Raw genomic sequence first — 25319 nt, forward strand, 5'->3', positions numbered from 1 at the left:
CAATTACTTCTCGGCGCGTTCCTTGAGGGCTTTCAAGGTATTGAACGGGGCATCCACCACGAACTTGTTGGCCACCATCGACGGCACGCTGCCGCCCGGCTCGGTGTGCACCTGATAGGTCACTTCGATCTGGTCGCCCTTGGGTACGAACTTCCAGAAACCGTCGACCTTGGTGACCCGGACGAAGCCTTTTTCTTCAGGAATGTATTTCGGCACGCCTTCGAGCTTGCGGGTCAGGCTGCCATCGGCCCCTTCGATGGTGGTGATGTGCAACACCGAATCACGGGGAGTAACCGGCCAAGGGGTGTTGAACTGAGTGTAGGTCCAGCTCTGCTCACCTTCGTGCTTGAGCAGCTTCTGGGTTTTGCATTCGTGAATCCAGGCGCAGGCTCCGGACACGTCGTCCTGCAACGCACGCAGCTTGGCCATGGTGGTCTTCATCAGCGTGACGCCCTGGTAGGCCTTGTAGTCGGAGCCGGCCACTTCACTCAGGGAGATCTTGATGCCGTCTTCGTCTTTCTTGACCTTCCAGTCTTCGGCCTGGGCCGTCGAGGTAGCCAGCACAACCGTCAAACCACACAGCACAGCCATACGATGCAGCGAACCCATAGTCTTATTCCTTATTGTTGAAGTTCCGTTCGTAGAACACATCACGCCGCCGTCATTTGCTCCCACCAGCCAATCAACCGGATGGCTTCTTCGCTGCTGTTTCCGCACACCTCGGGGTCGGCCTCGAAGGCAGAACACACCGCCGGCCGTTCCGGCTGGCCGAAAATACTGCACAGGTTATCGGAGGAAAGTTGCAGGCAACGCTGCCCCGCGGCCTTGCCATTGGGCATACCGGGAATCGGTGAACTGATGGAAGGGGCAATGCAACAAGCGCCACAGCCCTCACGGCATTTCATGACGACAAGCTCCTCGCGACGAGCAATGTGTTAATGGACGGGGCACAGAGTACCCGTTAAAACAGTTGTTTTAAATTACCTGCGGGCGGGTTTTTCAACGCAAACGAGCATGACCGGCCAGTCTCCGACAAAGCGTCTGGCCTGCGGCTCGCGGATCCTGACGGGGTTACTGCTTGAACTCGAAATCCAGTGCCGCGCCTTCGACCTCGTGGCGTTCTTCATTTCGCAGTTGCAGCTGCATTTCGTTGCTGAGCAGGCGGCCGTTGAGCTGGAACTCGCTGTTGCCGCTTTTGTCACCGAACATCTGGGGTAACAACGGCTCGCGCCTGACCAACGGCACCGTTCCGACCGGCTTGAGCTCTTGAACCATTTCCTTGGGCAAGCTCAGATCCAGTTTGGTAGATGGAAGCTCAGTCTTTGCCACCTCGCTGGCCGGTTTCGATTTGGAGGCAATGGGCGGACGCTTTTTCACGGGCGCAGCCTGCTTACTGGCCGCCGAGGCTTTTTTCGCAGGTGCGGCTTCTTTCGGTGCGACGTGGAAACTGCCGGTAGTCTGATCCTGCTCGGTGGCAGCCACGACGGATGCCGGCTGAATACTCGCAATCAGGCAGAGCCAAAGCCAGGCGGCAGGAAAAGTCGGTTTCATGTATCCAACGGTGGGTGCAAACGGCAGAGATGCATATGCTCGCCTGTTGCAGCCCACAAGACAAGCGCAGTCGCAGCCTGTTACAAACCGCCAGCCATCTCCTGGCAGAGTTGGGTGGCCAGCATGCCCAGGGTCATCAATGCACGCTCGGCCTCGCGGTTCCACGGGGTGCCGCAATTGAGCCGGATGCAGTGATTGAATTGCTCGGTATTACTGAAGATCAGTCCCGGCGCGATACTGATGCCCTGCTGCAATGCCCGCACGTGCAACTCTTGCGTGTTGACCCGCCCCGGCAGACTGACCCACAGAATGAAGCCGCCGGTAGGTCGGGTCATCTGCGTGCCTTCAGGGAAATACTGCTGCACCGCCAATTGGAAGGCGCTGAGGTTTTTCCGGTACTCCTGACGGATGAAGCGCAAATGCCGGTCGTACCCGCCATTTTCCAGGTACGCGGCAATGCCCATCTGGGTCACGCTGCACGCGGAATGCGTACTGAAGGTCTGCAAGCGCTGGATTTCCTGCTGATACTTGCCGGCGATCATCCAGCCGATCCGCACGCCAGGCGACAGGGTTTTGGAGAAACTCGAGCAATAGATCACCCGATCCAGCCGATCATAGGCCTTGAGAGACTTGGTGCGCCCCTGCTCGAACATCAGCTCACCGTAGATATCGTCTTCGACAATCTGGATATCGAAGTCCGACGCCAGGCGCAGCAATTGTTTCTGCCGCTCCTCCGGCATGGTGCCACCCAACGGATTGCTCAGACGGGTGGTCAGCACCAACGCCTTGATCGACCATTGGTTGGCCGCCAGTTGCAGGGCTTCCAGGCTCATGCCCGTGGCTGGATCACTGGGGATCTCGATGACTTTGAGACCCAACAGGTCGGCCAGTTGCAGCAACCCGTAATAGGTCGGCGACTCGGCCGCGATCAGATCGCCCGGACGGGTCAGCACACGCAAGGACATCTGCAGCGCATCGACGCAACCGTGGGTGATCACCACTTCCGACGGATCGACCACCACGCCGGCATCGCGCATGCGGATCGCCACCTGTCGGCGCAACGGCTCGAAACCAGGGCTGAACATGTAGCTGAAGGCCCGCGGGCTATGGAAACGGGTGACTTTGGCCAATTGCTGATGCAATGCCCGCACCGGCAGATAGTCGACACTCGGCACCGCAGCGCCCAGCGGGAAGACACCTTCACGACGGGACTCGACCAGGACTTGCTGAATGATGCTGCTGCGAGTGACCAGCCCGGGGCGCTCGACCCGGGCGATGTCCGGCGTCGGCGCGGTGAGCGCCGGCGTCTGGTGCACGTAGTAACCCGACTGCGGCCGGGCGCGGATCAGCCCCTGATCCTCGAGATTGGCATACGCCTGCAACACCGTCGCATGGCTGACATTGAGCTGCGAGCTCATCTTGCGCACCGAAGGCACGCGCTCCCCCGGCTGATAGACCCCACGGCGGATGTCTTCGGCCAGTTGTTGAGCAATACGTTGATAGAGCAAAAGATTGGTCATGACGCAGCACTCGATTTCACGGGCATTTTATTCTTGTGTGAAACAATACCGGAACAGTTTAGAAGTGTACGGGGACAGTTGCCACAATAGTCGACCGTACAGTGCAGTGTCAGCAAAATCTGTACTGTTTTGTGCGGTAATCGGCAGGCATAAAAAAACCCGGCACTGCATGGCAGGCCGGGCTTTCCAGCGACGCAACCCTTAGCGGGCAGCGCCGAGCTGGCCCTTTTCGTCGGAAAACACAATTTCCACCCGACGATTCTGCGCCCGGCCCCGTTCCGACGCGTTCGCGTCCACCGGATACTCGTCGCCATAACCCTCGACCTGGATGCGCTTGTCGTCGATACCCAGGTCCATCAGCACGTCAGCCACCGATTGCGCGCGGTCGCGGGACAGCTTGAGGTTTTCCTGCTTGCCCCCGGTACTGTCCGTATAACCTTCGATCCGCACCACTCGCTTGGGGTTGAGTTGCAGGAACTGCACGATCTTCAACACCACACGGTTGGCCGACGGTTTCAATTCCGCTTCGCCGGTGTCGAACAGCATGTCGCCCAGGGTCATCACCAGACCGCGGTCGGTCTGGCTGGTCGTCAATGCCAGGATCTGCTCCTCGAGCCATTTGCCTTGCTGCTGCACGCTGAACAGTTTGGACTCGCGCAATGCCAGTTGCAGACGCTGCCGCTCCAGTTCGAGTTTTGCCGCCTGCTCTTCGTTGAGCACCTGATTGGTGTGCTCCCGGGCAATGGCGCTGTAGCGCTGGCTCAGGTAGGCGTAATGCACCACATCCGAACCGCTGCCCCAATAGCTGGACAGGCGATCGGCACGGGCCAGGGACTCACCGGCGCGAATCACGTCCTTGGGGGCGATTCGCAGCACATTGGAGTCTTCCTTGACCTTCTGAAAGTCGGCACCGGCCTGCTGCAACGCGGACTCGCTGTGCTGGCTGGCGCAGCCAAAGAGGCTCGCGCAGCCTGCCAGGATCAAACCGCCGAGGGCTTTGCTCTTGAGGCTCATTGGGCATCTCCCAGTTGCTTGCGCAGGCGGGCGATGCGGGTGTTGAGCACGTTCAACTGCTCCTCGCTCTTGGCCGTCAACACCTTGGCTTCAGCCAGGCGCGCATCGAGTTCGGCCTGTTCGGCCCGCATGCGTGCATTTTTGAAGGATTGATCGGTCATGTTGCCCTTGGCGCGGTTGAACTTGTCTTCGGCCAGTTTCATTTCCGGCACATCGTCGGCGGTGGCGCCTACGGCCTTGGCCTGTTCGAGTGCCTGTTCGGTCAGGCGAATCTGTTCATTCGGCGCAGGATCGGTTGCACAACCCGCCAGGGCGGCAAAGGCCACGGCAGCGAAAAGAGGTCGAATACTCACTGAAAATCCTTACTGTTTTGGGGTACTGACGGGTTGTTGCGGGGGGCTTGGCTGTGGTTGTGAGCGTTGTGCTTTCCATCGCTCGATATTGCGCATCAGCACGGCCTCCGTCAGTCCGGACGCGGGCAATTCTGTCATCTTTTTGGCCAACTGTCCGCGCAACCACGGATCGTTGCACGCCGAGTCATGGGAAATCGCCAGGTACAGGCCAGGTTTGTCGACCGGTTGCGCGCGCGCGACCAGGTCAGCGGCCATGCCCAGTGTCTGTGCGGTCGCCATGCCCGAGTAACGCCCTGCCAGTACAAACTCGACCTCGCCCAACAGCAGTTTCTGAAAGGCCTGGGTCAGGTTGGACGTGCGCGTGAGGGTCAGTTGCTGTCCAGCAAAGGTGCTGAATTGCGGGGTCATTCGGGCCTTTTCCGACACGGCACCGGGATGGCCGTGCAGGTCCTGTGCTTCGTTGTAGACCAGTGTCGAGTCCTTGCGAGTCCAGACCAGGTAGTCGTTTTCCAGCAAGGCTGGATGGATGTAGTCCAGGGTCTCCAGCTCGCTGACGGTCAACGTCGCGTCCGCCAGCATGTCCATGCGCCCGCTGCGCACTTCGTCCAGGGCCTGGGCGCGTTTTCCGGCATAAAGCAGTTCGACCTTGAGCCCCAACTCCCCCGCCACTTGCTGCAGCAAATCGGCGCTGGCACCGATCAGGTATTTGGGATTGTGCGGGTCTTGCCACAGGTACGGCGGTGCATCCGGGCTGCCGGTGACCACCAGCCGCTCGCATTTACCCGCGGCGACAGACAGCGCCGGCAATAGCGTCAATCCCAGCAAGCTCCACACACAGCGCAGATCCATGGCTTCACACTCCACTCATACCTGGTTATGCCCCCCCCTGTAGGAGCGAGCTTGCTCGCGATGGATTCAAAGGCACCGCGTTTATCCAGGATCGACGCGTCATCGTTAACGTCCATCGCGAGCAAGCTCGCTCCTACAGAATGAAGAGCAAAAAAAAGCCCGACCAAAAGGCCGGGCTCTTTATAAGTGAAGCAGCCGGATTAGACCAGCTTCTCCAACTCAGGGATGGCTTCGAACAGGTCCGCCACCAGGCCGTAATCGGCCACCTGGAAGATCGGCGCTTCTTCGTCCTTGTTGATCGCAACGATCACTTTGGAGTCTTTCATGCCGGCCAGGTGCTGGATCGCGCCGGAGATACCGACGGCGATGTACAGCTGTGGAGCAACGATCTTGCCGGTCTGACCGACCTGCATGTCGTTGGGTACAAAACCTGCGTCGACCGCGGCGCGCGATGCACCGACGGCAGCGCCCAGCTTGTCGGCCAGGGCGTACAGGTGTTTGAAGTTGTCGCCGTTCTGCATGCCGCGACCGCCGGAAACGACGATCTTGGCAGCGGTCAGTTCCGGACGATCGGACTTGGCCAGTTCTTCGCCAACGAAGCTGGAGATGCCAGCGTCGTGGGCAGCGCCAACAGCTTCAACGGCAGCGGAGCCACCTTCAGCTGCAACCGGGTCGAAACCGGTGGCACGCACGGTGATCACCTTGACCGCAGCGTTCGACTGAACGGTAGCGATGGCGTTACCGGCGTAGATCGGACGCTTGAAGGTGTCGGCGCTTTCTACCGAGATGATCTCGGAGATCTGGTCAACGTCCAGGGCAGCGGCAACGCGCGGCAGGATGTTTTTGCCGTTGGAAGTAGCGGCAGCCAGGATGTGGCTGTAGCCCTTGCCCAACTCTGCAACCAGAGGAGCGACGTTTTCCGGCAGCTGGTGCGCGTAGGCAGCGTTGTCAGCTACCAATACTTTGCTCACGCCAGCGATTTTCGCAGCGGCTTCAGCCACGGCACCCACACCCTGGCCAGCGACCAGAACGTGGATGTCGCCACCGATTTTGGCGGCAGCAGCAACGGTGTTCAGGGTGGCAGGAGCCACAACCTTGTTGTCGTGCTCAGCGATTACCAAGATAGTCATGATTAGATTACCTTCGCTTCGTTTTTCAGTTTCTCGACCAGTTCAGCCACCGACTTGACCTTGATACCCGCGCTGCGTGCAGCCGGCGCTTCGACTTTCAAAGTCTTGTTGGTGGAGGCGGTGGAAACGCCCAAAGCATCCGGAGTCAGCACTTCGAGAGGCTTCTTCTTGGCTTTCATGATGTTTGGCAGAGACGCATAGCGCGGCTCGTTCAAACGCAGGTCGGTGGTGACGATCGCCGGCAGTTTCAGGGAAACTGTCTGCGCGCCGCCGTCGATTTCACGGGTCACAGCTACGCTGTCGCCGCTGATTTCGACTTTCGAAGCGAACGTGCCCTGACCGTAGCCGCTCAATGCAGCAAGCATCTGGCCAGTCTGGTTGTTGTCGCTGTCGATGGCCTGTTTGCCAAGGATCACCAGCTGAGGCTGTTCCTTGTCGACAACAGCTTTCAACAGTTTGGCAACAGCCAGGGAAGTCAGGTCTTCGGCGGACTCGACGAGGATGGCGCGGTCGGCACCCAGAGCCAGCGCAGTGCGCAGTTGCTCTTGAGCGGTGGACGGGCCTACGGAGACGACGACGATTTCAGTCGCAACACCCTTCTCTTTCAGGCGTACGGCTTCTTCCACGGCGATTTCGCAGAACGGGTTCATCGACATCTTGACGTTGGCAAGATCGACGCCGGAATTGTCCGCCTTGACGCGAACCTTGACGTTGTAATCCACAACGCGTTTGACAGCTACAAGAACCTTCATGGATTCCTCGTTACTCTCCGGTGAAAAGAAAGTCGCCTAGGCGAACCTGGCGGTTGATGCTCATCGGGCGCAAGGGCACCTCCAAAAACGCCGGCAAAGCGGTCAAGTGACCATCGCTCATGATCTGGATGACCGTTGGTCAGTGGTGACTGACGAGTCATTCAACATCGCGGCGTGTAAACTGCACATCAAACCCGCGCAGCGCATCACTCTCTACTGCCATCGCCCTGTCTTTAGAGGTGCTCTTGAAACCAACAGCCAGCCTACGGCGAGCGCAAAACCGCCCGTATCTTGACCGGAACGCCTATTCCGGTCAATACGCCAAAATGGCCGTTCATAAGGCGCGTGACTTTGATTTCTCTGGCTTTGAGCCAATTCAAACAAACGTTTGTATTGGACGCTGAGAGTGGTGTAGATATAATGCGCCACCAAAAGAGAAAGGTGGTCAATCGATTGTCCTCTTCCGGCGTTGCGCCGGAATTCATGGATGCGACACCCGACTTCCAAATTAGAAAAAAAACTGTTGAGCCTTGAGTAGGAGATAACCTGTGGAACGCGAATACATGGAATTCGACGTGGTCATCGTCGGTGCCGGCCCCGCTGGTCTTTCCGCCGCCTGCCGCTTGAAGCAGAAGGCCGCCGAAGCCGGTAAGGAAATCAGCGTCTGCGTGGTCGAAAAAGGCTCCGAAGTCGGTGCTCACATTCTGTCCGGCGCCGTGTTCGAACCACGGGCCCTGAACGAACTGTTCCCGAACTGGAAAGAACTCGGCGCGCCGCTGAACACGCCCGTCACCCGCGACGACATCTTCGTGCTCAAGAACGCTGAAAGCGCGCAGAAAATTCCAGACTTCTTTGTGCCCAAGACCATGCACAACGAAGGCAACTACATCATCTCCCTGGGCAACCTGTGCCGATGGCTGGCCCAGCAGGCCGAGAACCTGGGCGTGGAAATCTACCCTGGCTTCGCCGCTCAGGAAGCGCTGATCGACGAAAACGGCGTGGTTCGCGGGATCATCACCGGCGACCTGGGCGTCGACCGCGAAGGCAACCCGAAGGAAGGCTTGTACACTCCTGGCATGGAACTGCGTGGCAAGTACACGCTGTTCGCCGAAGGTTGCCGTGGCCACATCGGCAAGCAACTGATCAAGCGCTTCAACCTGGACACTGACGCTGATGCCCAGCACTACGGCATCGGCCTGAAGGAAATCTGGGAAGTCGACCCGGCCAAGCATCAGCCAGGCCTGGTAGTGCACACCGCCGGTTGGCCGATGGACATCATGGGCACCGAGAACACCGGTGGCTCGTTCCTCTATCACCTGGAAAACAACCAGGTCGTGGTTGGCCTGATCGTCGACCTGTCCTACAGCAACACCTACCTGTCGCCGTTCGACGAGTTCCAGCGTCTCAAGCATCACCCGGTGCTTGCTCAGTACCTGGAAGGCGGCAAGCGCATCAGCTACGGCGCACGTGCCATCTGCAAGGGCGGCCTGAACTCGCTGCCGAAAATGGTGTTCAAGGGCGGCGCGCTGATCGGTTGCGACCTCGGTACCCTGAACTTCGCCAAGATCAAAGGCAGCCACACCGCGATGAAGTCCGGCATGCTCGCCGCTGAATCCGTGGCCGAGGCGCTGTTCGCCGAGAAGGACGGCACCGAAGAGCTGACCACTTACGTCGACGCGTTCAAGAAGAGCTGGCTCTACGAAGAACTGTTCGCCAGCCGCAACTTCGGCCCGGCGATCCACAAGTTCGGCGCCATCGTCGGCGGCGGTTTCAACTGGCTCGACCAGAACATCTTCGGCGGCAAACTGCCGTTCACCCTGCACGACACCAAGCCGGATTACGCTTGCCTCAAGCTCGCGGCCGACTGCAAGAAGATCGACTACCCGAAACCGGACGGCAAGCTCAGCTTCGACAAACTCAGCTCGGTGTTCATCTCCGGTACCAACCACGAAGAAGAGCAGCCATGCCACTTGAAGCTGGCCGACGCGAGCATCCCGATCAGCAAGAACCTGCCGCTGTACGACGAACCTGCCCAGCGTTACTGCCCGGCCGGCGTGTATGAAGTGATCACCAAGGAAGACGGCGAGAAGCGCTTCCAGATCAACGCCCAGAACTGCGTTCACTGCAAGACCTGCGACATCAAGGATCCTGCTCAGAACATCACCTGGGTGGCGCCGGAAGGCGCTGGCGGCCCGACTTACCCGAACATGTAAGCGGAACCGCTGAACATCAAGGCTCCCGAAACGGGGGCCTTTTTGTTGCGTGCGATTCAGGACATAACACCGCCCCCACAGGGGATCTATTACCAACTCAGGCAGCGCGTTCATCCCCGGGATTGCGCTCGAAGTACCGCTTGTACTCGCGACTGAACTGCGACGTGCTCTGATACCCCACCCGATGCGCCACCTGCGCCACACCCAGCCCCTCTCCCACCAACAACTGCTGCGCCCGCAGCAGACGCAATCGCTTCAGGTACTGCACCGGTGACAACAAGGTGCTGCGCTTGAAATGCTCGTGAAAGGTCGACGCACTCATGTTGGCGCAACTGGCCAGGGTCTCGACGTTCAACGGTTCGGTGTAATGCGCATGCAGATGACTGAGGGATGCCGCGATCCGGGCGAACTGCCCCTGCTGCTCAACCAGTGCCCGCAATACATCGGCTTGCGGACCGCGCAAGGCGACGAACAGCAACTCACGCAAACGCGCTTGCCCCATGATCTGGCATTCCAGCGGATCGTGCAGGCAACGCAGCAGCCGCTCGACACAACCGCGCATGGCGTCATCGAGCACTGCCGAGGTCATGGACTCCGGTGTTTGCGCCGGAATATGCCGCCCCGGCGCCAGGCCCATCGCCAACACCAACTCGCCCAGCATCACCCGGTCTATCGCGACGGAAACACCCAGCATCGGCCCGCTGGGCGCGGCAAAGGTTTCACACTCGAACGGCACCGGCAGCGCCTGAATCAGGTAATGCCCAGCACCATATTCCAGGGTGCGCGGCCCCAGGTACGCCAGTTTGCTGCCCTGGGCGATGATCACCAGGCTCGGCTCATAGATCTGCGGCCCACGGGCCACGTCACAACTGGCCCGCAGAACCTGTACGCCCGGCAACGCAGTTGGGACGAAACCGTCGCGAGTGGACAGCGGCTCGATCAGTGAAACCAGGGTGGCATTGGCATCAAGGTAACGGGTCAACAGCATCGGGGCTCTTCACAAAAAAGGTCACAAAAAAGGTCACGGATTAAGGGACGAAAGCATCATCGCAGGTCTGATTGCCAATGGGTTCGAACAGAGGCGGATGCCGGAGGAATAGGCATGACACCCGGAGGAATCGCCATGGCCGGTACAGGGGACGACGCCCAGAATGCGCCACCTCACCCGTCAGCGCTTTTGCGAGGTTCACCATGTACACCGCCATCGGATACGCCGCCCAGTCGGCCACCACTCCCCTCGCCCCCGTGAAATTCGAACGTCGCAGCCCAAGGCCTGACGACGTTGCCATCGAGATTCTCTACTGCGGCGTCTGCCATTCCGACATCCATCAGGCCCGCAACGAGTGGGGCATTGCCGTTTACCCGCTGATGCCTGGCCACGAAATCGTAGGCAAGGTGACCGCCGTAGGTGCGAGTGTCACCCAGCATAAAGTCGGCGATCTGGTCGGTGTCGGCTGCATGGTCGATTCGTGTCGCAGCTGCGAAGCCTGCCAGGCCAACCTCGAGCAATACTGCCTCGAAGGTCCGACCATGACCTACGCCACCCCGGACCGCGTGGATGGCAGCAACACCATGGGCGGCTACTCCGACAGCATCGTGGTCAGCGAGCACTTTGTGGTGCGTATCCCGGAAAAACTGCCCCTGGCCAGCGCCGCGCCGATCCTGTGCGCCGGCATCACCACCTACTCACCGCTCAAGCACTACGGCGTGAAGGCCGGTGACAAGGTCGGGATTCTCGGCATGGGCGGCCTGGGCCACATGGGCATCAAGTTCGCCAAGGCCATGGGCGCCGAGGTGACCTTGTTCACCCGTTCGGCGAGCAAGGCCGAAGAGGCTCGTCGTCAGGGCGCGGACCATGTGATCGTGTCCACCGATGACGCCCAGATGCAGGCTGCGGCCGGGCACTTCGATTTCCTGCTCGACACCATTCCGGTGCAGCACGACCTCAACCCTTACCTCGATACGCTGCGATTCGACGGCGTACATATCCTGGTGGGGTTGATCGAACCGGTGGAGCCACCGGTTCATGCCGCCAAACTGGTGTTGGGGCGTCGCGTGCTCGCCGGCTCGCTGATCGGCGGCATCGCAGAAACCCAGGAAGTGCTGGATTTCTGCGCCGAACACAACATCACCTGCGACATAGAGATGCTCGACATCCGCCAGATCAACGAGGCTTACGCCCGCATGATCGCCGGTGACGTGAAGTACCGCTTCGTCATCGACATGGCGACCTTGAAAATCTAAACCTTCAAGCCAAGCTCCGCCGACAGCCGGGCCGTGACCCCTTTGATCAGGGGAATCAGCTCGGCCATTTTTTCCAGCGGCATGTAAGGCACGGTACTGGCAATGCTGATGCCGGCCACAATGCGCTTGCTGGCATCACGGATCGGAGCGGCCACACAGCGAATCGACGGTTCGTTGTCTTCCAGGTCGAACGCATAACCGCCGGCCACATACTCGACCATGCGCTGCTGAAACTGCTCCCAGGTTTGCTCCGGGTGCTGCGGCCAGAACTGGTTTTTCCCACCCACCGGCAGGCTGACTTCGTACAGGCGCTGCCACTCTTGCGGTGAATCATCGAGCATCAGCGCCTTGCCGATCCCGGTGCGCGCCAACGGCATGCGATGGCCGACCCGCGAACGCATTTCCGGGCCATTGCGCCCCGGATTCTTGTGCAGGTACAGCACTTCGTCGCCTTCACGGATCGCCAGGTGAATGGTGTCGCCGGTCAACGCCGACAACTCATCCAGGTACGGCCCGGCCAGGGTCACCAACGGCAGCTCTTCACGGGCCTGAAAGCCCAGTTCGATCAGTTTCGGCCCCAGCAAATAACCGACTTGCGGCACCACCCGCAGATAACGCTCGTCCACCAGGCAACTGGCCAGGCGATGGGTGGTGCTGCGCGTGGTGCCGATCAGCCGGGCGATTTCCTTGAGATCCCGGGCGCCGCTGGCCACGGCCTGGACCACACCCAACCCGCGAAGCAGGGTCTGGGTGCCGGTCGGCGCGGCGTCCTTGGCGATTTTTGGGGCGTCTTCCTGCATATCCAGCCTTTACCGTTGAGCGAGTGAACGGGCGGCATTATGGTCGCCCGCGTGCCACGACTACAACTTGATACGCTCGACCTTGCCCACCAGCAAGATGTAGGACAGTGCGCCAATCAGTGCCAGCACCGAGATGTAGGTGATCGCCGGGGCAAAAGAATCACCCGTCGCGAGGAAGCCGATCACGATTGGCGTGGCAATCGCCGACAGGTTGCCGATGAAGTTGAACACACCACCGGTCAGCCCGAGCAAGCGCGCCGGAGCCAAGGTCGATACCAGCGACCAGGTAATCGAAGCCAGGCCATTGCCGAAGAATGCCAGCGCGAGGAAGGCAATCACCAACGGCGTCGACTCGACAAAGTTGGCGCCGATGATCGAGGTGGAAATCAGCAGGCCACTGATGATCGGCAACTTGCGGGCGAAACCTACCGTGTAACCGCGACGGATCAAAAAGTCCGAGAAGAAACCGGAACACAGCACACCGATAAACGCGGCGAGAAACGGCAGCGATGCCAACAGGCCGGACTTGATGAAGTCCATGCCGCGATACTTCACCAGGTAGGTCGGGAACCAGGTGAGGAAGAACCACAGTGTCGAGTTGAGGCAGAACTGCCCGAGGTAAATGCCCCAGAGCTTGCGCTTGGTCAGGACAATCCCCAGGTCGGTCCAGCTGAATTTGGCTTTGACCCTGGCCTGTTCGGCCTGGATATCCACCAGCCCGCCGCCCTCGCGGATCAAATCGATTTCCGCGTCATTGGCGCCTTTGAAATCCCGTGGCTCGCGATACACCGCGTACCAGATCACCGCCCACACAATGCCCACCGCGCCAGTGGTGACGAACACCATGTGCCAGCCGAACTCGTGCTGCAGCCAGGCCAGCACTGGCGTCAGGAAGGCCAGACCGACGAATTGCCCGGAGGTATAGAAACCGATGGCCGTGGCACGCTCGCGCTCGGGGAACCAGGTGGTGACCACACGGCTGTTGATCGGGTACGCCGGCGCTTCCAGGGCGCCGACTGCCATGCGCAACACGAACAGCGCGATGAAGCTGCCGGCGAAGCCGAGCATCACCGTGGCCACCGACCACAGCAGCAAGGCAACACTGTAAAGGATGCGCGGTGGCACGCGATCCACCAGCCAGCCGCCGGGGATTTGCATGGCCGCGTAGGTCCAGCCGAACGCGGAGAAGATCAGGCCGACGTGGATCGGGTCGATGCCCAAGTCACTGGTCAATGCCGGGGCAGCGATGGACAGGTTGCTGCGGTCCAGGTAGTTGATCACCACGGTGATGAACAACAGCACCATGATGAAAAAACGCTTGCGGCTGGGCGTCACCAACGACGCCTGCCCGGTGAGGGTTTGCGGTTGCATGAGGGGTGCCTCTTCTTATGGTTATTGAGGTCAATGAGAAAACCGGGGAAACGCAGATCCCTCTATCCATGGAGATCTAGTGTGGGAGCGGGCTTGCTCGCGAAGACGGCTGCACATCCAACATTGATGTGACTGACAGGACGCTTTCGCGAGCAAGCCCGCTCCCACAGGGGACGGTGGTGTGTCAGTGACTCACCACTCGGCAAAACTGCCATCGGCATGGCGCCAGATCGGGTTGCGCCATCGGTGACCGATGGCGGCGCGTTCGATCACGTATTCCTCGTTGATCTCGATGCCCAGGCCCGGGCCGTTCGGGATCTTCACGAAGCCTTTGTCGTAGTCGAACACCCTTGGGTCTTTGACGTAGTCGAGCAGGTCGTTGCTCTCGTTGTAATGGATGCCCAGGCTCTGTTCCTGGATGAACGCGTTATAGCAAGCCGCGTCCAGTTGCAGGCAGGCCGCCAGGGCAATCGGGCCCAGCGGGCAATGCAGCGCCAGCGCCACGTCGTAGGCTTCGGCCATGTTGGCGATCTTGCGGGTCTCGGTGATGCCACCAGCGTGGGAGGCATCCGGCTGGATGATGTCGACATAACCTTCGCTGAGCACGCGCTTGAAATCCCAGCGCGAGAACAGCCGTTCGCCCAGGGCAATCGGCGTACTGGTCAGCGGCGCCAACTCTTTGAGCGCTTCGTAGTTTTCGCTCAGCACCGGCTCTTCGATGAACATCAGCTTGTACGGATCAAGCTCCTTCATCAGCACCTTGGCCATGGGCTTGTGCACCCTGCCATGGAAGTCCACGCCTATGCCGACGTTCGGGCCGACGGCATCGCGCACCGCAGCGACGTTGGCCAGGGCCTGGTCGACCTTGTCGAAGGTATCGAGGAATTGCAGCTCTTCGGTGCCGTTCATTTTCACCGCGGTAAAACCACGCTCGACCGCTTCTTTCGCCGCACGCGCGGTGTCCGCTGGACGGTCACCGCCGATCCACGAGTACACACGAATCTTGTCCCGCACCTGGCCACCCAGCAGATCGCTGACCGACACGCCCAGCGCCTTGCCCTTGATGTCCCACAAGGCCTGATCGATACCGGCCAGAGCGCTCATGTGGATCGCGCCGCCACGGTAGAAGCCGCCGCGATAGAGCACGGTCCAGATGTCTTCGATGTTGCGCGGGTCTTTACCGATCAGGTAGTCGGACAATTCTTCAACGGCAGCGGCAACGGTGTGGGCGCGGCCTTCGACCACGGGCTCACCCCAACCGGTGACGCCCTCGTCGGTTTCGACCTTGAGGAAGCACCAGCGCGGCGGAACGATGAAGGTGGTCAGTTTGGTGATTTTCATCTTTTGGCTCTCTTATTAGATGCAGCGCGCTCGGCGCTCAATGAAGTCTTAGCGAAGGGCTTTCCAGGCAGCGACGTAGGCCTCGGCATTGGCCGCCACTTGCGTAGGCGTCATGCCCGGTTTGAACAGGCCGGAACCGAGGCCGAAACCTTTGACGCCGGCGTCGATGAACGACTGCATGTTGTCCGGCGTGATCCCGCCGACCGGCGCCAGAAGGGTTCCGGCAGGCAATACGGCGAGCCAGGCTTTGACGACTGCCGGCCCCATCTGCTCGGCCGGAAACAGCTTCAGCACATCCGCGCCTTCAGCCAGTGCCGTGAAGGCTTCGGTCGGCGTGGCGACACCCGGCGACAGGTACAACCCTGCCGCTTTCGCCGCGCGCAAGACCTTCGGATCGCTATGGGGCATGACGATCACCTGGCCGCCCGCGGCTTTCACTTGCTCGACCTGCTCCGGCGTCAACACCGTACCGGCACCGATCAGGCAATCGGCGGGCAAGGTACTGCGCAGGATGCGGATACTTTCGTACGGTTCAGGGGAATTGAGCGGCACTTCGATGACGCGAAATCCGGCGGCGTACAGGACTTCGCCGATGGCCGCCGCTTCCTGCGGGCGCAGGCCACGCAGGATCGCGATCAGGCCGTTTTGCGCCAGGGCTTGTTTGAGCATGTCAGGACTCCAGTCAGGTTTAACGGGATGCGGTGCACGTGACCAGGCCGGCAGCCAGCGCCAGTTGCCACAACCCGCGTTCGGTGGCCTGATCGGCCAGAGTCACCCGGGCAAAACCGCAGGCGTCGAGCGCACGGCTGTAGCGGGCACAGAGTTGGGTGTTGCCGATGAGGATGATCGAAGGCAGATGCACACTGTTGCGTCGGCGCCGCTGGACATTGGCCACGGCCGTCAACTCGTGGCCGATCAGCAGGCCGGACAGATAGTCCGCCTGGGCGATTGCGCTCAACTCGCCGGTCAGCCCGAGACTGCGGGCGCTGAACATCGTCGACAGCAGGCCGATTTCACCGTGCGCCGACAACGCGACCTTCACGCCGCGATCAAACGCATCGCCATCGAAAGACGCGCCACATTGTTGGGTGCGCCCGAGAATGCTGTGTTGACTGAGCACGGCGAAGACTTCGCCGGTCATGAAAGTGTCGAAGTGCACGATGCAGCCGTCGGCCACTTCCACCCATTTCGAATGGCTGCCCGGCAGGCCGATCAGCAGATCAGCCCCCGCCTCGCTCGTCAGGTTTTGCAGCACGCCGAGTACCTGGGTTTCTTCGCCGCGCATCACGTTCGGCAAAGGCGAACGCTCGATGACGCCGGGCACGATGTGCACATCGACGCCGCGCCGGCTGCGCACGGTTTGCAAGGAAGTACCGAGCGTGGCGACGTTCGCCGGCGTGTCGCGGTAGGCCGCTTCGCTCCAACCCTGGGCGCTGCCGACCATGCCGCAGGCAATCACCGGCAAATCCGGCTGGGCGTCGAGCCAGTCGCCACAAGCCTCACCGAAGGCCAGTTCGAAACCATCGGCGCATTCCCGGCCGCCAATGATTCGCGGCGCTTTCGGCAGCTGCATGATCCCCGACGACAGCGAACGCTGTTCGAGCACTTGCCCGCCTTCGGCCAGTTTGTAAGCACGTAATGAGGTTGTCCCCCAGTCGAGCGCGATCAATTGCGCCTGCATCGCTTCACCTGTTTTGGTTTTTGGCAGTGAGTGAGCGGGACTATAAACCTGCGGAGGGACAAATCTCAATATATAAATATCAATCCCATATTATGAGACAAGGCAAAAAAATCGCAGCCCGAAGGCTGCGATCTTTTGGAAGCGATCAGTTACCCGCTGCAAAATCCCGCAACACCGCCCCATCCATCCGATAGCGCACCCACTCCTCCTGCGGCTGCGCGCCCAGGGATTTGTAGAAATCGATGGCCGGCGTATTCCATTCCAGCACGCTCCACTCGAAACGGCCGCAGTCGTTGGCGCAGGCGATTTTCGCCAGATGCCGCAACAGGGTCTTGCCCGCGCCACCGCCGCGTTGCTCCGGGGTGATGTAGAGGTCTTCGAGGTACAGGCAGTTGCTGCCAAGCCAGGTGGAATAGCTGAAGAAGAACACCGCGAAACCGATGGGTGCACCCTCGCGCAGGCAGATCAGGCCATGGGCTGTGGCGCCTTCGCTGAACAGACTGCGCTCGATATCGGCAACGCTGGCGATGACTTCATGGCGGGCACGTTCGTAGTCGGCCAGTTCAGTGATGAACGCGAGGATTTGCGGTGCGTCACTGGGGGTCGCCGGGCGGATTTCGATCGTCATGGACGTGCCTTGTCAAAAGTGGAAAACGCCATACTAAGTCGGCGCGGTATTTGTGGCGAGGGAACTGTCCCAACACCTGTAGGAGCGAGCTCGCTCGTGATGGTCGTTAACGATAACGCGTGCTTTCTGGATACACGCGGTGTTCTCGGGTTCATCGCGAGCAAGCTCGCTCCTACAAAGGGGGTTTACTCCGGCCGGCACTAACCCTGGAATCGATAACCTCGGACCTAATATTCGGGGTCTGCGTGGTTAGATAGACGCGCTGCTCATTTATCCGGTCAAGGAACCGCGTCATGCCCACCGCAACACCCCCAGTTTCAAACAAGCTGTTCGGCCTTTTTTGCCTCGCCAGTTACCTGTTGTCATTGTCCTACGGCTCGACGTTTCTGCTGTCGTTGCTGATTGGTTCTCGCGGCGGTAACGAACACGACGCCGGAAGTGTGATTTCGGCGGCAATGCTCAGCACCTTTGCAGCGGTGATTGTTTCCGGTCATTTGTCCGACCTGCTCGGTGCCGCCCGCTCGGTGGCGCTGTTCGGTGTATTGCTGGTAGCCGCCAGCCTGGGCTTCGCCCTGACCCCGGGCTTCGGTCACCTGTTGTTGTTTTTCGGCCTGCTGCTGGGCTTGGGCTGGGGCGTGTTCTACACCCTGGGGCCGATCATCGTGGCAAGCCTGGTGACACCCGCGCAGCGCGCCAGATACTTCGCCCTGTTGTCCGGCAGCATGATGACCGGGATCGGCAGCGGCCCGTTGCTCGGCCGCGCGGCAAGTGCGCTCGGTTATCCGGTGACCGCGGCGTTTTACCTGGCGGCGCTGGCCAGCCTGATCGGCGTATTGCTGTTCTGGCGCCTGGATCGACAACTGAAACCGGCGCCCGCGCAATCTGGCAGCGTGTCGCGAATTTCCTGGCGTGCAGCGGGTCAGGTGCTGTCGTCCAGGGCCGTTTTCCCGATCATCATGGTTGGTCTCGGCGGCAGCGTGTTCGGTGGTCTGTCGAGCTTTCAAACCAGTTATGCCGCAGCGCGATCGCTCGACTATTCGCTGTTCTTCCTCGGCTTCATGAGCGCGGCGATCAGCGGCCGCATGCTGGTTGCCGGTTTCGTGGTCAAGCGCGATCCATTGCGTGCATCGTGCCTGCTTTCGGGGCTGATGCTGGCATCGATCGTGATGTTCGGTTTTGTCGTCGACAGCAGCGTCAGCTACGTGCTCGCGGCAGTGATGCTCGGGATCGGTTACGGCCTGACCTACTCGGTGATCAACGGCCTGGCCGCCAATGAAGCGCCGAACGGCACCACCGCACAATCCTTGCTGCTGTTCAGCCTGTCGTACTTCATCGGCGTGTTCGGATTTCCATTGCTGGCAGGGAAAATCATCGTCGAGCAAGGCATGCCCACGCTGTTGCTCACGGTGTTGGCAGTTGCCTCGCTCAACTGGCTGATCACCGTGGGCCGCTTGATCTGGCGTAGAGCCACAGCGGTCAGGGCACTGGAGGAGGCCTGAGCCGTTCGTCGCTGACAATGCACCCATCCGGATCGAGGGCGGACTAATCAGGTAAGGACTCTACTCGCTGGAGACACCACCATGACCCTGTCCAGGTTGACCGCCCTCGTTCTCACTGCCCTTTTATCCGCCGCCTCCTTCGCCGGAACCATCGGCTCGAGCACCGGCCCTACCAATCCGGTGGAAAAACCCAGGGCTCCCGCCATCCAGAGTGCCCCCGGCATGAACACCGATGGCACGACGATCGACCAGAACCTGCCGCCCGCCACCGGCACCGACCCGCGGATTCAAGGCAACGACGCGGGACGTCAGGGCGGGACGAACCTGCCGGACAAAAAAACACCCGGCAGTGGTGGCCTCGGTTCAAGCACCACCGAGGACGAGGAAAGCCATTTGAGAGAGTAATGAAGCCAGGAGAAATCCCATGCCTCGTGGAAGCAAAACCAAATACACCGCCGAGCAAAAGCGCAAGGCGGGTTAAGGCCAACTTTTTGTGCTGAAGCTGTTGGCCTCATCGCGGGCAAGCCCGCTCCCACAGGTGTAATGGGGTGTCAGCGCTGTTTCAGGCGGTCAATCACGACGGCCAGAAGCAAAATCGAACCCCGGATCACATACTGATAAAACGTATCGATGTTCTTCAGGTTCATCGCATTTTCGATGATCGCCAGAATCAACACCCCGGCAATCACGTGCCGGATCATGCCGATTCCGCCACTCAACGACACCCCGCCCAGCACGCAGGCCGAGATCACCGTCAATTCGAAACCCTGGCCGATCATTGGCTGGCCGGAGGTCATGCGCGAGGCCAGGATCACCCCGGCCAACGCGCCGATCACACCGTGCACGGCGAAGATGATGATCTTGGTCCGGTCGACATTCACACCGGCCAGCAGCGCCGCTTCCTGGTTGCCGCCGATGGCCATGGTGTTGCGCCCGTAGGTGGTGTAGTTCAGCAGCCAGCCGAAGAACAGGAAGCAGACGATGGTGATCAGGATCGGTACCGGCACGCCAAACATCTGGCCGTTACCGAACACAAAGAACGATTCCTGGGACACCCCCACCGCTTTGCCGTTGGCGAAGATGTAGGCCAGACCGCGCACGATCTGCATGGTCGCCAGCGTGGTGATCAACGCATTGACCCGCAGCTTGGCGATCACTATCCCGTTGATCAACCCGACGATCAGGCCCATCACCAGCGCCGCACAGACACCGAGAAACACGCTGTTGGTGTCGCGCATCACCACCGCCGCGACCACCCCGGCACAGGCAATCACCGAGCCCACCGACAAGTCGAAATGCCCGGACGCCAGGCAATACAACATGGTGCAGGCAGCAATGCCGGTGGTGGAAATCGCCAGGCCCAGGCCACGCATGTTCAGCGGTGAAAGGAAGTTGTCGATCAGCAAGGTGCAGGCGACAAAGATGCCGACCGCCGCCAGCAGCATCACCCAGTCATCAAGGAAGCGCCGCAAGTCCAGCGGTTTGCGCGTGGTCGGCAGGGTGTTGTTTTGGGTTGTCATCATAGTCACCTCTCAGTTCGCCACGCCGTCGGCGCGTTGGCGCGGCAAAGCCAGTTGCAGCAGGTTGGATTCGTTGGCCTGTTCGCGGCTCAGTTCGCCACGCAGGGCGCCTTCGCACAGCACCAGGATGCGGTCGGAAATGCCCATGACTTCCATCAAGTCGCTGGACACCACAATCACCGCGATCCCCTCGGCTGCCAGGTTATGGATGATCTGGTAGATCTCGGCCTTGGCACCGATGTCGATGCCGCGTGTGGGTTCGTCGAGCAGCAGCACTTTCATCGGCATCGACAGCCAGCGGCCGAGAATGGCCTTCTGCTGATTGCCACCGGACAGGTACATGATTTTCTGCGCCGCGTTGGGCGTCTTCACTTTCAACGCCTTGATCTGCTGCTCGGCGTTGTCCTTCTCCCACAGGCCACGCAACAGGCAACCGAAGGTGGAGTGGGCGCCTCGGGCGCTGATGTTGATGTTCTCCGCGACGCTGGCCAGCGGCAGGATGCCTTCCTTCTTGCGGTCCTCGGGGCACAACAGGATCCCGGCGGCAATCGCGTCCCGGGGTGAACGCAGCTTCAGTTCATGGCCTCGAAGTTTCAGCTGTCCGGCGCTGTGGCGTGCCAGACCACTGAGCAGGCGCAACAGCTCGGTGCGACCGGCCCCAACCAGCCCGAACAGCCCGAGGATTTCGCCTTTGTGCACCTCGAAACTCACTGGCTCGCGCAACCCCGGCCCGAGCAGTCCGTCGACCTTGAGTGCCACGGCGCCGCGCTGGCGCGGGCGGTAATCGTAGATGTCCTGGATGTCGCGCCCGACCATGCAGGTGACCAGTTGATCGTGGGTCAGTTGGCTCATGTCATCGAACGTGCGCACGTAGCGCCCGTCCTTGAACACCGTCACCGCGTTGCAGATGCGGAACACTTCTTCCATGCGATGGGAGACATAGAGCACCACTTTGCCTTCGTCCCGCAGCCGGCCGATGATCGCCATCAAGCGGTCGATCTCCCTTGCCGAAAGGCTGCTGGTGGGTTCGTCGAAGGCAATCACGTGGGCGCCACGGGACAAAGCCTTGGCGATTTCCACCAGTTGCCGCTGGCCGAGGGACAGGCGCCCGACTTTCTCCTGCGGGTCGATTTCATCGGCCAGGCCTTTGAGGCAGGCCAGTGCCTGCTGGCGCAGGGTGCTGCGATTGATCAGGCCGAAACTGGCTGGCAGATGCCCGAGAAACAGGTTCTCGGCCACGGTCATTTCCGGCACCAGATGCAACTCCTGGTGGATCACCGCGACGCCACTGCCGATGCTGTCGGCGGTGGACTTGAAGTCCATCGTCCGCTCGCCGATCTGCAAGGCACCGCTGCAAGGCGTGTAGGCTCCACCGAGAATTTTCAGCAGCGTCGACTTGCCGGCGCCGTTCTCGCCCATCAAGGCGTGAACCTGCCCCGGATGGGCGACGAAGCTGATGTTGTCCAGCGCCTTCACCCCGGGAAAGGTCTTGCCGATCCCGTTGAAGCGCAAGCTGCCGGTAAGGCTGTGTTCGTGTTGGATTGTTTGCGCGTGCATAACCACCTCTTCACACCGATCAGGCGACCCCGCCGCCGAGGCCGCCGCTGAAGTCAAACGGCCGTCAGTTCCACAGGCCGATCTTTTCCAGTTCCTGCTTGAAGTTGTCGCGGGTGATCAGCGTCACGTCATCCATGGCGGTGTACTTCGCCGGTTCTTTGCCGGTGGTGACCCACTCGTACATCATGCTGGCGGTGTTGTAGCCCTCGATGTGCGGGCTCGGCAGCATCGAGCCGTAGAAGCCGCTGTCGGGTTTCTTCAGCTCGCCGATGGCGTCGGTACCGTTGATGCCGATGCCGATCACGTTGGCCGCGGCGAAACCGGCGCTCTCGGTGGCGCGCACCCCGCCGAGGACGGTGTTGTCGTTCATGCCGCCGATGATCAGGTTTTTCGCCGCCCCCGGCAGTTTCACCAGGGCCGAGTTGGTGGCGTCCATGCTGCCCGGCACGTCGAGGGTCTTGAGGGCCGCGAACAGGATGTGGTCTTTCGGCATGCCGGCATCCTGCAGCGCTTTCACCGAACCGTCGGTGCGCTTCTTGCCGGTGTCGAGTTCGTTGTAGGTGTTGATCACCGCATAGGTGTCTTTCCAGTCCCAGCCGCGTTTCTTCGCTTCGGTCGCCATGGCATTACCTTGTTTCTGACCGACTTCGAAAGCGGCCATGCCGAGGTACGGCACGTCTTCCATGAACTTGCCGCTGGCATCGACGAAACGGTCATCGACGGCGATCACTTTCAACCCGTTGAGTTTGGCCTTGGCCATGATCGCCGGGCCGAGGGACACGTCCGGCGGGCAGATCACGAACCCCTTGGCGCCGTTGGCCGCGAGGCTGTCGATGGCAGAAAGGGTTTTCTCACCGTCGGGCACGGCGATCTTGATCAGGGTGAAGCCCTTCTCTTTCCCGGCCTTTTCGGCAAAGGCCCACTCGGTCTGGAACCAGGGTTCTTCGGCCTGCTTGACCAGGAAACCGATCTTCACTTCCTCGGCTGCCAGCAGCGTGTTGCTCAGGCTGAACGCCGAGACCGCCAACGCGGCACAGCACAGGGAACGGATAGCATGACGACGATTCATAAGCTGACTCCTTGTTATTTTTCTTGAGCACTCGTTGAAAGCGTTCTTTGTTAACCAACGGGCGGTAAAAACATACTGCCAATAGTCATATCGTATGATGATTGGATTTCAGGCGTAGCAAGGAGCCGGAAAGCCCGATCACTCAGTCGTGGTACATCACCGAGCGACCACCATCGATGGTGATGCACGAGGCATTGATGAACGGCGCTTCATCACTGGCCAGGAACACGGCGGTCATTGCCACTTCGATCGGCTGCCCGATACGGCGCGGCGGGTGCAGGTCAAACGCTCGCTGGCGTTCGGCGTGGGGGTCGGCAAAACCGTTCCAGTAATCGACGTTCAACTGGGTTTCGATGTAGCCCGGCGCAATCGCGTTGACGCGCACACCCTTGGGCGCATATTCGATGCCCAGCGCGCGGGTCAGGCCGAGCAGGCCATGCTTGGCCACCGGGTACGGGAAGCAGCCAGGAATGATGTGGGTGGAATGGGTGGACGCGATATTGATGATGCTGCCGATGCCCTGCTCGATCATCTGCGGCAGCACCGCCTTGCAACCGTACCAGGCACCATCGAGGTCGATGGCAAAGCAGCGACGCCAGTCTTCCTCGGTCATTTCCAGCGGATCGCGGAATACGTTGACCCCGGCGCAGTTGACCAGCACATCGATCCGGCCGTGCAGGTCGATCGCCAGCCGGGCCATGGCGTGCAGGTCCTGCTGACGCGACACGTCGGCCTTGATCGCCACCACATCGGCGCCCTGGTCTCGCCAATGCGCCGCGACCTTCTCGACTTTCTCGCCCTGAATGTCGCTGATGATCAGCCTGGCCTGCTGGGACGCGAAGGTCGCCACAATCGCTTCGCCAATACCCTGGGCGGCACCGGTCAGCAAGACGACCTTGTTTTTCAGGCGTTCGCCCCTGGGTGGTTCGGGCACCGGGGGCAATGACAGTGGTTCAGCCATGGATCAAGACTCCTGTTCGAAAACACGACGAAAACCGGGCATCTGTCGATGTCCGGTCAAAAGGCGCTGGGTAGGAAACAGGTGAGTGCGAAAACGTTTCAGCCTGGAAACGTTCTGAGGCACAGGCTCCGCAAGGGAGCACGGGGGAACTTCGCTGCATCACTTCACCTGTTTTGTTTTTTTAAGTGTGAGTGCATGTAACTGGTGGGGCCGACTATAAACCCGGCCCGCGACAAATCTCAATATATATATTTACATCCCATATTCCGGGATTCATCCAGCAAAACGCGTGCAATGTTTTCCAGGAACATCCACTGCGATCGACAACACAGCCCCATCCAACGGATGGCCCAGCGGACTGGCCGCGCTGGTGATGTACAGAGTTTTGAGGTCTGAACCGCCGAACACGCAACTGGTGGGACGACTGACCGGCAGTTCGATGATCCGATCGACTTTACCGTCCAGGCTCAACCTGAGCAGGCAGTTGCCGTCCCAACGGGCATTCCAGATAAAACCTTCGGCATCCATCGCTGAACCGTCCGGGACGCCACGCTCGTGCGGACCAAACCAGACCTGTGGCGCATCGAGGGCTCCGTCGGTACGGATGAAATGTCGATACAAGGTGCCGTCGAGGCTGTCGCCGAAATACACGCTGGTGGCGTCATCGCTCCACAGCAGCGTGTTGGGAATGCCCAGATTGCGCAGCAACGGCGCAACCCGCCCGGCGCGATCGATGCGGAACAGTCCACCGGAACGGTGGACGATGGGCAGGTCTTCGCCGTTTGCGCCGATGTTGTTTTGCATGGTGCCGAGCCAGAGCCGGCCTTGGGCGTCGCAACGGGCTTCATTGGGGCGGTTGCCCGGTTGCGGATCGGCAACGCAAAACAGTGTCAGGCGCGGCGCCAGGCCCGGTGAGTCGAGATCGAGCCGATACACGCCGCTGCTCAATGCCACCAGGGCATCGCCGCTTTCGCAGGGAATGAACGCCGACACGTGCTCCGGCATCTGCCAGATCTGCACGTTGGCGCCGATCAACCGCAACGCCTGCTTACCGGCGATATCCACCCAGTACAGGGCTTGGGTGGGCGCATCCCAGAACGGGCCTTCGCCCAGTCGTGCCCGATGCCCGGTAACCACGCTCCACGTCATGAAGCCTCCTGCGTTGTTCTTGTTTTTATTGTGTAGGAGCCAGCTTGCTCGCGAAGGTGTGCCAGTCGACCTGGTGGTAGCTGATACACCATCGCGAGCAAGCTCGCTCCTACAGTG

At 60.5% G+C, this 25319-nt stretch carries 25 protein-coding genes; 4 read left to right on the top strand and 21 right to left on the bottom strand.

Annotated features, from left to right (window positions below):
- Nucleotides 1-3: 3 nt before the first annotated feature.
- From J4D25_RS17970 to J4D25_RS18010, 9 genes are all read right to left on the bottom strand, one after another.
- The gene (locus tag J4D25_RS17970; RefSeq protein ID WP_057713745.1) at nucleotides 4-609 is read right to left on the bottom strand and encodes an START domain-containing protein; all 606 of its coding nucleotides are present in this window, start codon (nucleotides 607-609) and stop codon (nucleotides 4-6) included.
- Between the two features lie 41 nt (nucleotides 610-650).
- The gene (locus J4D25_RS17975) at nucleotides 651-905 is read right to left on the bottom strand and encodes a YkgJ family cysteine cluster protein (RefSeq protein WP_057713744.1); all 255 of its coding nucleotides are present in this window, start codon (nucleotides 903-905) and stop codon (nucleotides 651-653) included.
- A gap of 166 nt (nucleotides 906-1071) precedes the next feature.
- The gene (locus J4D25_RS17980) at nucleotides 1072-1551 is read right to left on the bottom strand and encodes a hypothetical protein (RefSeq protein WP_057713743.1); all 480 of its coding nucleotides are present in this window, start codon (nucleotides 1549-1551) and stop codon (nucleotides 1072-1074) included.
- An 80-nt stretch (nucleotides 1552-1631) separates the two neighbouring features.
- Complete coding sequence (locus tag J4D25_RS17985; RefSeq protein ID WP_007973699.1) at nucleotides 1632-3071, bottom strand: PLP-dependent aminotransferase family protein; 1440 nt, start codon at nucleotides 3069-3071, stop codon at nucleotides 1632-1634.
- A 201-nt stretch (nucleotides 3072-3272) separates the two neighbouring features.
- Complete coding sequence (locus tag J4D25_RS17990; protein WP_057713742.1) at nucleotides 3273-4085, bottom strand: OmpA family protein; 813 nt, start codon at nucleotides 4083-4085, stop codon at nucleotides 3273-3275.
- Nucleotides 4082-4438: a DUF4398 domain-containing protein gene (locus J4D25_RS17995; protein WP_056727192.1), complete on the bottom strand. Its 357-nt coding sequence runs from the start codon at nucleotides 4436-4438 to the stop codon at nucleotides 4082-4084. The genes J4D25_RS17990 and J4D25_RS17995 overlap by 4 nt, the downstream gene beginning before the upstream one ends.
- Nucleotides 4439-4447: 9 nt before the next feature.
- Nucleotides 4448-5287 carry an ABC transporter substrate-binding protein gene (locus J4D25_RS18000; protein ID WP_057713741.1) on the bottom strand — a complete coding sequence of 280 codons (840 nt, stop codon included), beginning with the start codon at nucleotides 5285-5287 and terminating at the stop codon, nucleotides 4448-4450.
- 200 nt (nucleotides 5288-5487) lie between these two features.
- Nucleotides 5488-6417 carry an electron transfer flavoprotein subunit alpha/FixB family protein gene (locus J4D25_RS18005; RefSeq protein ID WP_057713740.1) on the bottom strand — a complete coding sequence of 310 codons (930 nt, stop codon included), beginning with the start codon at nucleotides 6415-6417 and terminating at the stop codon, nucleotides 5488-5490.
- A gap of 2 nt (nucleotides 6418-6419) precedes the next feature.
- Entirely contained in the window at nucleotides 6420-7169 is a 750-nt protein-coding gene (locus tag J4D25_RS18010) for an electron transfer flavoprotein subunit beta/FixA family protein (protein ID WP_015093946.1), read from the bottom strand.
- 548 nt (nucleotides 7170-7717) lie between these two features.
- Between J4D25_RS18010 and J4D25_RS18015 the strand changes: the two genes are divergently transcribed.
- Entirely contained in the window at nucleotides 7718-9382 is a 1665-nt protein-coding gene (locus J4D25_RS18015; protein WP_057713739.1) for an electron transfer flavoprotein-ubiquinone oxidoreductase, read from the top strand.
- A gap of 97 nt (nucleotides 9383-9479) precedes the next feature.
- Here the strand turns inward: J4D25_RS18015 and J4D25_RS18020 are convergent, their stop codons facing one another.
- Entirely contained in the window at nucleotides 9480-10370 is an 891-nt protein-coding gene (locus J4D25_RS18020; protein WP_057713738.1) for an AraC family transcriptional regulator, read from the bottom strand.
- 203 nt (nucleotides 10371-10573) lie between these two features.
- Here J4D25_RS18020 and J4D25_RS18025 point away from each other — a divergent pair, with 203 nt between their 5' ends.
- Nucleotides 10574-11626: an NAD(P)-dependent alcohol dehydrogenase gene (locus tag J4D25_RS18025; RefSeq protein ID WP_057713737.1), complete on the top strand. Its 1053-nt coding sequence runs from the start codon at nucleotides 10574-10576 to the stop codon at nucleotides 11624-11626.
- On the opposite strand, the gene J4D25_RS18030 is transcribed toward J4D25_RS18025, so the two are convergent.
- From J4D25_RS18030 to J4D25_RS18055, 6 genes are all read right to left on the bottom strand, one after another.
- Nucleotides 11623-12426 (bottom strand): IclR family transcriptional regulator, encoded by an 804-nt coding sequence (locus tag J4D25_RS18030; RefSeq protein WP_057713736.1) that lies wholly within the window; start codon nucleotides 12424-12426, stop codon nucleotides 11623-11625. The two genes, J4D25_RS18025 and J4D25_RS18030, sit on opposite strands and share 4 nt — an antisense overlap.
- A 60-nt stretch (nucleotides 12427-12486) precedes the next feature.
- Nucleotides 12487-13797: an MFS transporter gene (locus J4D25_RS18035; RefSeq protein ID WP_057713735.1), complete on the bottom strand. Its 1311-nt coding sequence runs from the start codon at nucleotides 13795-13797 to the stop codon at nucleotides 12487-12489.
- Between the two features lie 192 nt (nucleotides 13798-13989).
- Nucleotides 13990-15138, bottom strand: coding sequence for a galactonate dehydratase (dgoD, locus tag J4D25_RS18040; protein ID WP_008047041.1), 1149 nt, complete (start codon nucleotides 15136-15138; stop codon nucleotides 13990-13992).
- Nucleotides 15139-15186: 48 nt separating this feature from the next.
- Nucleotides 15187-15807, bottom strand: coding sequence for a 2-dehydro-3-deoxy-6-phosphogalactonate aldolase (locus J4D25_RS18045; RefSeq protein WP_057713734.1), 621 nt, complete (start codon nucleotides 15805-15807; stop codon nucleotides 15187-15189).
- 19 nt (nucleotides 15808-15826) lie between these two features.
- On the bottom strand, nucleotides 15827-16819 hold the full coding sequence (locus J4D25_RS18050) for a 2-dehydro-3-deoxygalactonokinase (protein WP_057713733.1): 993 nt from the start codon (nucleotides 16817-16819) through the stop codon (nucleotides 15827-15829).
- 145 nt (nucleotides 16820-16964) lie between these two features.
- Nucleotides 16965-17447 (bottom strand): GNAT family N-acetyltransferase, encoded by a 483-nt coding sequence (locus J4D25_RS18055; protein WP_057713732.1) that lies wholly within the window; start codon nucleotides 17445-17447, stop codon nucleotides 16965-16967.
- A gap of 293 nt (nucleotides 17448-17740) precedes the next feature.
- Between J4D25_RS18055 and J4D25_RS18060 the strand changes: the two genes are divergently transcribed.
- The gene (locus J4D25_RS18060) at nucleotides 17741-18946 is read left to right on the top strand and encodes an MFS transporter (protein WP_057713731.1); all 1206 of its coding nucleotides are present in this window, start codon (nucleotides 17741-17743) and stop codon (nucleotides 18944-18946) included.
- 81 nt (nucleotides 18947-19027) lie between these two features.
- The gene (locus tag J4D25_RS18065) at nucleotides 19028-19351 is read left to right on the top strand and encodes a hypothetical protein (RefSeq protein WP_057713730.1); all 324 of its coding nucleotides are present in this window, start codon (nucleotides 19028-19030) and stop codon (nucleotides 19349-19351) included.
- A gap of 146 nt (nucleotides 19352-19497) precedes the next feature.
- Here J4D25_RS18065 and araH read toward each other — a convergent pair whose 3' ends face one another.
- From araH to J4D25_RS18090, 5 genes are all read right to left on the bottom strand, one after another.
- The gene (gene araH, locus J4D25_RS18070) at nucleotides 19498-20466 is read right to left on the bottom strand and encodes an L-arabinose ABC transporter permease AraH (protein ID WP_056727447.1); all 969 of its coding nucleotides are present in this window, start codon (nucleotides 20464-20466) and stop codon (nucleotides 19498-19500) included.
- Nucleotides 20467-20478: 12 nt separating this feature from the next.
- Entirely contained in the window at nucleotides 20479-22023 is a 1545-nt protein-coding gene (gene araG / locus J4D25_RS18075; protein WP_057713729.1) for an L-arabinose ABC transporter ATP-binding protein AraG, read from the bottom strand.
- 64 nt (nucleotides 22024-22087) lie between these two features.
- The gene (locus J4D25_RS18080) at nucleotides 22088-23092 is read right to left on the bottom strand and encodes a substrate-binding domain-containing protein (protein WP_057713728.1); all 1005 of its coding nucleotides are present in this window, start codon (nucleotides 23090-23092) and stop codon (nucleotides 22088-22090) included.
- 142 nt (nucleotides 23093-23234) lie between these two features.
- Nucleotides 23235-24053: an SDR family oxidoreductase gene (locus J4D25_RS18085; RefSeq protein WP_057713727.1), complete on the bottom strand. Its 819-nt coding sequence runs from the start codon at nucleotides 24051-24053 to the stop codon at nucleotides 23235-23237.
- 273 nt (nucleotides 24054-24326) lie between these two features.
- Nucleotides 24327-25202 (bottom strand): SMP-30/gluconolactonase/LRE family protein, encoded by an 876-nt coding sequence (locus J4D25_RS18090; RefSeq protein ID WP_057713726.1) that lies wholly within the window; start codon nucleotides 25200-25202, stop codon nucleotides 24327-24329.
- Nucleotides 25203-25319 lie beyond the last annotated feature (117 nt).

This window comes from Pseudomonas sp. GW456-L13 (assembly GCF_017350115.1).
GTDB lineage: Bacteria > Pseudomonadota > Gammaproteobacteria > Pseudomonadales > Pseudomonadaceae > Aquipseudomonas > Aquipseudomonas jessenii.

Excerpts from the sequence above, each read along its gene's own strand:
- J4D25_RS18030 (WP_057713736.1), bottom strand. The coding sequence starts at position 12,426 with ATGCAGGAAGACGCCCCAAAAATCGCCAAGGACGCCGCGCCGACCGGC.
- J4D25_RS17980 (WP_057713743.1), bottom strand. The coding sequence starts at position 1,551 with ATGAAACCGACTTTTCCTGCCGCCTGGCTTTGGCTCTGCCTGATTGCG.
- J4D25_RS18065 (WP_057713730.1), top strand. The coding sequence starts at position 19,028 with ATGACCCTGTCCAGGTTGACCGCCCTCGTTCTCACTGCCCTTTTATCC.
- J4D25_RS17985 (WP_007973699.1), bottom strand. The coding sequence starts at position 3,071 with ATGACCAATCTTTTGCTCTATCAACGTATTGCTCAACAACTGGCCGAA.
- J4D25_RS18045 (WP_057713734.1), bottom strand. The coding sequence starts at position 15,807 with ATGCTCAAACAAGCCCTGGCGCAAAACGGCCTGATCGCGATCCTGCGT.
- J4D25_RS17970 (WP_057713745.1), bottom strand. The coding sequence starts at position 609 with ATGGGTTCGCTGCATCGTATGGCTGTGCTGTGTGGTTTGACGGTTGTG.
- J4D25_RS18085 (WP_057713727.1), bottom strand. The coding sequence starts at position 24,053 with ATGGCTGAACCACTGTCATTGCCCCCGGTGCCCGAACCACCCAGGGGC.
- J4D25_RS18060 (WP_057713731.1), top strand. The coding sequence starts at position 17,741 with ATGCCCACCGCAACACCCCCAGTTTCAAACAAGCTGTTCGGCCTTTTT.
- J4D25_RS18055 (WP_057713732.1), bottom strand. The coding sequence starts at position 17,447 with ATGACGATCGAAATCCGCCCGGCGACCCCCAGTGACGCACCGCAAATC.
- J4D25_RS18035 (WP_057713735.1), bottom strand. The coding sequence starts at position 13,797 with ATGCAACCGCAAACCCTCACCGGGCAGGCGTCGTTGGTGACGCCCAGC.
- dgoD (WP_008047041.1), bottom strand. The coding sequence starts at position 15,138 with ATGAAAATCACCAAACTGACCACCTTCATCGTTCCGCCGCGCTGGTGC.
- J4D25_RS18090 (WP_057713726.1), bottom strand. The coding sequence starts at position 25,202 with ATGACGTGGAGCGTGGTTACCGGGCATCGGGCACGACTGGGCGAAGGC.
- J4D25_RS18050 (WP_057713733.1), bottom strand. The coding sequence starts at position 16,819 with ATGCAGGCGCAATTGATCGCGCTCGACTGGGGGACAACCTCATTACGT.
- J4D25_RS17975 (WP_057713744.1), bottom strand. The coding sequence starts at position 905 with ATGAAATGCCGTGAGGGCTGTGGCGCTTGTTGCATTGCCCCTTCCATC.
- J4D25_RS17990 (WP_057713742.1), bottom strand. The coding sequence starts at position 4,085 with ATGAGCCTCAAGAGCAAAGCCCTCGGCGGTTTGATCCTGGCAGGCTGC.
- J4D25_RS18020 (WP_057713738.1), bottom strand. The coding sequence starts at position 10,370 with ATGCTGTTGACCCGTTACCTTGATGCCAATGCCACCCTGGTTTCACTG.
- J4D25_RS18005 (WP_057713740.1), bottom strand. The coding sequence starts at position 6,417 with ATGACTATCTTGGTAATCGCTGAGCACGACAACAAGGTTGTGGCTCCT.
- J4D25_RS18000 (WP_057713741.1), bottom strand. The coding sequence starts at position 5,287 with ATGGATCTGCGCTGTGTGTGGAGCTTGCTGGGATTGACGCTATTGCCG.
- J4D25_RS18010 (WP_015093946.1), bottom strand. The coding sequence starts at position 7,169 with ATGAAGGTTCTTGTAGCTGTCAAACGCGTTGTGGATTACAACGTCAAG.
- J4D25_RS18080 (WP_057713728.1), bottom strand. The coding sequence starts at position 23,092 with ATGAATCGTCGTCATGCTATCCGTTCCCTGTGCTGTGCCGCGTTGGCG.
- araG (WP_057713729.1), bottom strand. The coding sequence starts at position 22,023 with ATGCACGCGCAAACAATCCAACACGAACACAGCCTTACCGGCAGCTTG.
- J4D25_RS18025 (WP_057713737.1), top strand. The coding sequence starts at position 10,574 with ATGTACACCGCCATCGGATACGCCGCCCAGTCGGCCACCACTCCCCTC.
- araH (WP_056727447.1), bottom strand. The coding sequence starts at position 20,466 with ATGACAACCCAAAACAACACCCTGCCGACCACGCGCAAACCGCTGGAC.